General features: G+C 43.1%; 7 protein-coding genes and 1 pseudogene. 5 read left to right on the top strand and 3 right to left on the bottom strand.

The features are described from left to right. Positions 1 to 88 precede the first annotated feature (88 nt). Positions 89 to 949 carry a hypothetical protein gene (locus H6F72_RS11690; protein WP_190435163.1) on the bottom strand — a complete coding sequence of 287 codons (861 nt, stop codon included), beginning with the start codon at positions 947 to 949 and terminating at the stop codon, positions 89 to 91. Between the two features lie 177 nt (positions 950 to 1,126). Here H6F72_RS11690 and H6F72_RS11685 point away from each other — a divergent pair, with 177 nt between their 5' ends. The 5 genes from H6F72_RS11685 to H6F72_RS11665 all read left to right on the top strand — a co-directional run bounded on the left by H6F72_RS11685 (position 1,127) and on the right by H6F72_RS11665 (position 5,461). Further along, positions 1,127 to 1,882 (top strand): AAA family ATPase, encoded by a 756-nt coding sequence (locus H6F72_RS11685; RefSeq protein WP_190435160.1) that lies wholly within the window; start codon positions 1,127 to 1,129, stop codon positions 1,880 to 1,882. After that, positions 1,879 to 2,802, top strand: coding sequence for a ParB/RepB/Spo0J family partition protein (locus H6F72_RS11680; protein WP_190435157.1), 924 nt, complete (start codon positions 1,879 to 1,881; stop codon positions 2,800 to 2,802). The genes H6F72_RS11685 and H6F72_RS11680 overlap by 4 nt, the downstream gene beginning before the upstream one ends. Positions 2,803 to 3,253: 451 nt before the next feature. Further along, complete coding sequence (locus H6F72_RS11675; protein ID WP_190435155.1) at positions 3,254 to 3,451, top strand: hypothetical protein; 198 nt, start codon at positions 3,254 to 3,256, stop codon at positions 3,449 to 3,451. Between the two features lie 163 nt (positions 3,452 to 3,614). Continuing rightward, on the top strand, positions 3,615 to 4,544 hold the full coding sequence (locus H6F72_RS11670) for a hypothetical protein (protein WP_190435152.1): 930 nt from the start codon (positions 3,615 to 3,617) through the stop codon (positions 4,542 to 4,544). Then, complete coding sequence (locus tag H6F72_RS11665) at positions 4,541 to 5,461, top strand: fatty acid desaturase (RefSeq protein WP_190435149.1); 921 nt, start codon at positions 4,541 to 4,543, stop codon at positions 5,459 to 5,461. The genes H6F72_RS11670 and H6F72_RS11665 overlap by 4 nt, the downstream gene beginning before the upstream one ends. An 11-nt stretch (positions 5,462 to 5,472) precedes the next feature. Here H6F72_RS11665 and H6F72_RS11660 read toward each other — a convergent pair whose 3' ends face one another. Together H6F72_RS11660 and H6F72_RS11655 are read right to left on the bottom strand one after the other, a co-directional pair. After that, a complete protein-coding gene (locus tag H6F72_RS11660; RefSeq protein WP_190435145.1) occupies positions 5,473 to 5,742 on the bottom strand; it encodes a helix-turn-helix domain-containing protein in 270 nt (89 codons plus the stop codon). 363 nt (positions 5,743 to 6,105) lie between these two features. Continuing rightward, positions 6,106 to 6,213, bottom strand: a pseudogene (locus H6F72_RS11655) (IS1 family transposase); the annotation flags it as partial.

The raw sequence follows: 6,213 nt of genomic DNA, 5'->3' as shown, positions 1-6,213 counted from the left end.
TCGCTTACCAGAGCAGCAAAACCATCTATCAAGTCAAGCATGGGATGCTCTCGGACTACTTGATTGCACAACTCAAGCATCCGTCTGTTCAGATGGCTCTTGCGTAAGTCCTGACATTTTGGGAGTTGACCTGCTTGGGATCTCGTTTAGCTTTGCGCCCAGTGGGTAGTCGCTTGCCATTCTCAAATTGAGGCAGTATCCAGAAGGAATGGCTTCTACACTCTCGGCTCCAGGCTCTCAAGGCTCGTTGAAAACCGATGTATTCCCTGCTATTTCTGAAGTAGATATCACTCACTGCTTCTGCATAAGCGAAGCAAAGCAGTGCCTCTAGATCTCCTAAAAGTTCATCGGCATAGTCTACCTTTGCAGTAGACAAAAGCAATGTTCTGGGATTCGCTGCTTCTAATATCTTGGCGATTTCCTGACATCTAGCATTCACGGTTTCTTTGCTCTCCCGCTTTGTTGCTTGTCCGGTAATTAATCCAGAATGCAAAACCATATCCTCAAAGCTTTGTACTTCCCATGCGAACCAAACTGATTCGGGGGTAGGGCGGTTGGCTGTTTTGAGATGCGATACTCGGTCAAACGTAAAGCGCGCGAGATCAAGAACAGCTTTCGAAAGTTCTGCCCTTACTTTAACGACCACTTTTTCAGAATTTCTGAGATCAGACGGAACCGGAACTCCTTCTGAGTCTGGTGATTGGCTTTTTGTCACTAGGTAGTCGACCCATTCAGCTAGAGCACTTTGTAGCCAAAATAGCCGACCAAATTCATCTACTTCATCTTCAGTTCCTGGCTCAAAGCTCCACTTGAGCCTAGTGAACTCTGGTAGCATTCCTAAAAAGAACAGGTAATCTTGCCAGGTGGGAATTTGGTTCTGAAATCGACCAACAATGGCAGCTAACTCTTCGGGCGATTGTGCAGCGAATTTGAACGTGGAATTAACCATGTATTTTCCTCGTATATGAAGCCAGTTGAAATTAGAGTTGCGATCGCTTACAGCTATCAAACTGTAAACTAGTGGCTCAGCCATTTCTAATGGTGTGATTTGAGTAAATGTAGCTCAGAGTATTAACTTGCGCTCATAATCTCATAGGCTGTTGAGTACGACTCGTAGGTAAATCTGGTGGCTTTAGTAATCACTATCTATAACCAGTCAGGTGGCGTGATGAAAACGTCGCTGACTATGAATGTGGGCTATCACATCGCTCAGCATGGTCGTAAGGTGTTGCTGATTGATATGGACCCCCAAGCGAGCTTGACGGTTTTTATGGGGTTGGAGCCAGCTGATCTGACGCAGACTATTGCAGACTCTATTCTCAATGAAGCTCCGTTAGCGATCCAGCAGGGCATTCATGGGATGGACTTGTTGCCTTCTAACATCATGCTTAGTGCGGCAGAAATGCAGCTTACGTCTGTGATGGCGCGCGAGTGGCGGCTGAAGCGGGTGTTAGAGCCAATCTTGGATCAGTATGATGTGGTTCTGATTGATTCACCACCCAGTCTTGGAATTCTGAGTGTCTTGAGTCTGGTTGCTTCAACTCATGTGCTGATCCCTATTCAGACGCAGTACAAGAGCTATAAGGGGACAGAATTACTGTTGGATAGTGTTAAACAGGTACAGACTTACGTGAATTCTGAGTTGAAGATTGCTGGAGTGGTGCCTACTATTTATGCCGCTAGTAATGCTCAGGACAAATCGATTTTAGGGGCAATTCAGGAACAGCTTGGAGCAATTACAACTGTCTTTCCACCTGTTCCGCGTGCGACTGCTTTTGCTGATGCGTCGATGGAGCATTTGCCGTTGGCTCAGTATAGTTCTGGTCATCCTGCGGTCAAAGTTTTGGAGACGATCGCGACTCAATTGGAGGCACTAGCATGACTAAGAAGCGTGCGGTTCCGGAGATGCGGGGGGTTAGTGCATTCTTGAGTTCTTCAGTTGAGCCTGATCCTGGCTCTACAGATTCGGTTGCAACAAACGCGATCGCGATCAAAAAGATTCGCTTGCCTGCCAAGCAACCTCGGCGCTTTTTTGACCCCGAAAAACTAGAGCAGCTTGTAGAGTCAATCAAGCAACACGGCATTTTAGAGCCGATTTTGGTGCGATCGCTGCCGAAGGGACAGTATGAGTTGGTTGCTGGAGAGCGACGGTATCGAGCGGCTCAACTGGCTGATTTGCAGGAGGTTCCTGTGGTGGTGCGGGAACTATCTGACCAGGAGGCATTTCAGCTTGCATTGATTGAGAATTTGCAGCGGGAAGACTTGAACCCGATTGAGGAAACGGAGGGGGTGTTAGACCTGCTAACGCTTAAATTAAAGTGCAGCCAAGATGAAGTTTTTGATGCGCTGACCCAGATGGCGACGGCTCAGAAGAAGGGAGTTGAGTTATCGGGAAACGTTTCCCGACGGGTGGAAGCGATCGCTGAAATCTTAGAATCGACGATTGGTTTAACACCTGAAAGCTTTCGTACATCACGTTTGCCGCTGCTGAGGCTTCCGGTTGATGTGCTAGAGGTGTTGCGTCAGGGCAGGCTGGAATACACAAAGGCACGAACGATCGCTCGGCTAAAGAATGATCAGGCGCGGCAGCAACTTTTAGAGGAGGCGATCGCCCAGAATTTGCCTTTGATGCAAATTAAGGAGCGACTGAAGACTCTCACCGCAACAACTTCCCATCAACCTACCTTGAGCGACCGCCTGGTTTCTGTTTCCCGTAAGGTGAAGCAGGGGCTAGATGACCCCAAAAAGCGAAAGCGCATGGAGAAGCTTTTGCAGCAGTTGGAATCGTTGGTTGAGAATTAACGAATTGTGTTTTAGTGTTTAAGCCTTAACAAAGCACTGGAGTTTTTGTTGTAGTTGATCCAAAGGTAGCGAAGCTACGACAAGTGCCACATGCTTGCTGAAAGATCTGAGCAGTAGGGGATTTAGCGAAAAAATCTCAAAAATTTCAACATACATGTAAATGTTTCTTCGGATATTTCAGCTAAGTCATAAAAGTTTTCTTTAATCCTTTCAAACCAAGGTTTTAAGTGTCATTTAGCACTCTGGAAACAGCATTATTACCCCCTTGTTTTAATGGATCTCTAGAGGATATTGATCCAAGCAGGACGAGCGGCTTGTCTTCAAGGGCTTAAGCTCTGGACATAATAATGATGTGTGTGTTTTAATCCTTTAATGAAGGCATTTTGAGAAAAATCAAAAACACCTTTGTTCTAAGTCTGCTCTGTTCCAACTCATTAGAGGTTTAATCTCTATGCCGAATCAGTTGCTTGAGAACGATCTAAAATCTCTACAATCAGTCGATGTTAAAGATTTGCATTCTCTAGTGGAAAATGGCGGGGTAAATTTAAGCCATATTTCTACAGAGAGAAGGCGGCAATTCATTGCACAAATGCAAAATCAAGAGACAAAATCACAAGTACAAGTTTGGACACCAACGATAGTTCAATGACTAGGTTGTGATTGTACTCTCATCATCAAATAGAAGTGCTCTTGATTATATTTTATTCTCGAGTACATCAAGATTTGTAAAACTAATTACAAATGATTGATTTGAAGCGCATTCTTTAGAGGTGCGCTTTTTTAATTTTGTTAAAGTTATGAAGCCGGGGACGATGAATACAATTAACAATCAAAATAAATTTTCTATAAAAAATTACCTGAATGAGGACTTTTCTGAAAATAGCAGTTTTCTTTTGCAATTCTGTGCCAGCGAGGTTCATGATAAGCCTTTACTTTTTGATCATGTAAATTTAGCTTTGGACTATTTTGATACTGAGAAAATTATAATATCTGAACCCTTAGTTAATGAATTAAAAGCTGGATACTCATACTTGACTGCTTCAATTGTCTGTCTAGATGCATTGATTGATAACCAACCTTTAGGAAGTAATCTTACAAATCCTGAAATTGCAAAAGCCTTATCTCTGCTTCTTGTAGGCAGCTTAAATAGATTCAGAAATTTTGCTACTCTTGCTGGAATAAAAGACTCAAAAATAAGTAGCAGCATAAATCTATTGTTTTCTGATCTCGCAAATGCGCTTTATGAAGGAGAAAAGAATAGTAAGCTGATCTCTAGTATGGATATCCAGTCTGACCGCGAAATTATAGTTAACTCAGCAAGACACGTACTTTTTCTATTTGAGCTTGTTGCAACTGCTTGTTGTAAGCAAGTACCACAATATATATGTGATGCAATTAAAGATTTTATTTATCTTACGAAATTGGAGGATGATTTGACCGACTGGAAAGAGGACTTTATATCAGGGCGCTATAATAGTTCCTTTTTAAAGGAATGTTTTATAAAATTTGATCATACGCCTTCTATTGAGGAGCTTGAAAATTTAATTTATATAAATGGATATTATGAGTTGTGGCTATCCAAAATCGCAATTGATTTTGAATCTGTAAAAGATAAATTAAGAATTTCAGAAAAAAGGGAGTCTTTATTAGTTAAGTATACTGATACTTATCAAAGTGGTATTAAGCAACGTATTAGCGAAATAATTGCAGAGAAAAGACGCTATTTGGAGACTACAACATGAGCCAAAGAGCTAGCCTATTCTGGTATGGTTTTAGCCCAGTTTTCTTTTTAGGAACTACCTTGGGAATCATATGTCTACTATCTCTTCAAAATATTTATAGTTTTTTCGCTGTACCTTTAATACTTTCTCTTCACCACGGGTGCCACGAGACTGTTCACGGAGTATTAGTTCCTAAAACATGGCCAAGACACAAACAGCTAAATTTCATTCTAGGCTGTTTAGGATACGCTGTTGTTGGTCATAATTACTTACTGTTGAGGTGGTCGCACTCGTATCACCATTTATGCGGACGTCTTCATGCAAGTTGTACGATTGATATGACTGAATCTCATCAAGGCCTCGCAGGAAAAATCCAGTACTACCTATCTTTATGTGGCTGGGGGGCTGTATTTCACGAAATTGCTGGATATATATTTCCTATTCTACCTAAAACTTCTGCTTGGCTTGGACACTGGTTTCGCCGTGGAAATTATAGGAATAAACGTTTTCTTTGCTGTCAATTATTTACTTTTCTGACTACAGTTTTTCTCTTTTACATAGGAGGTTACTATTTTCTTTTCTGCCGTCTCCTATTTTTGCCCTTATGGGGAATAGGGCAAAATGTTTCACATTACGCCTTACCTGTCGGTAGTGAAGCACTCACAGAGTTTGCATCAAGAACATATCGAGTGAACCCAGTCGTTAACTTTTTGTTTTATGGTTACACCTTCTATCACTATGAGCATCATGTACTACCTAAAGTACCTGGCTTACTACTGGGAAGTTCTTCAGTCAAGGAACGAATTAAATTGAAGGTTGGATTTAACGCTTCCCCTAAATTTGGATTAGTGAGTTACTTGAAAGATGCCTTGCGTCAATTCTGTGGCCCTTATCCTAAAGTAGATGAAAATTGGTCAACTCAAATTCTTGAAAATTGATCCATGCCGGTCTAAATACCTAAAGCAGCGAAGTTGCTACGCAACACCAGGCGTTGCGAGGGCGTGAGGGAACCCGTGGAGCCTTGATACTGAAAAGCCAAGCCTAGAACTCCTTGCTCCTCAAAAGCTTGCTTCCATTTACTGATCAAGCCGACTGAGACTTGCAGCACATCGCGAATCTGAAAGTAGGTATAACCTTGGGACACCATCTGTACGGTCAAGGCGCGTTTGAGTTCACGAAAGTCAGGATTGCTCCGAATCAGCTCAGCGAGTTCTTCCATAGACCGACTTACTAGCGAACTAGACAAAGGTCAATCGTTGCACGGAACCATAATCAAGGCTAACTGCACCACGCCTGCTCGCTGCCCATACACCGACACCAAGCAGATGAAATCTTGAGCTGACGTTTGTCACCCACTCGAGGTGCATTTGATGCTCTTGCCATCAATCGCCCAGTCCAACTCTGTCCACTCTGGGGCATGAGAGAGCGCCCAAACGTTAAGGGCATCGACCCACGCTTGGGCATCCACGAGGAGAAAAAGACGACGAAAGGTGGAGTAGGAAGGTAGCAGGACGCTCTGCGAATCTAGCTCTAACAATTGAGCCAAGCTGTGCTGATGCTTGGAGCAGAATTTTGCCTTCCAATGTCTCAGATAGTAGGTCAATAAGCAGATAGAGGCTTCCAGCATCTCTTGTGACTTGGAATAACAGAAGCTCTGACGATGCAGACGAGCCAGATAGTGCCGCAAGCG

It is taken from the genome of Trichocoleus sp. FACHB-46, from assembly GCF_014695385.1.
Taxonomy (GTDB): domain Bacteria; phylum Cyanobacteriota; class Cyanobacteriia; order FACHB-46; family FACHB-46; genus Trichocoleus.
This window is presented reverse-complemented; position numbering and strand designations above follow the sequence as displayed.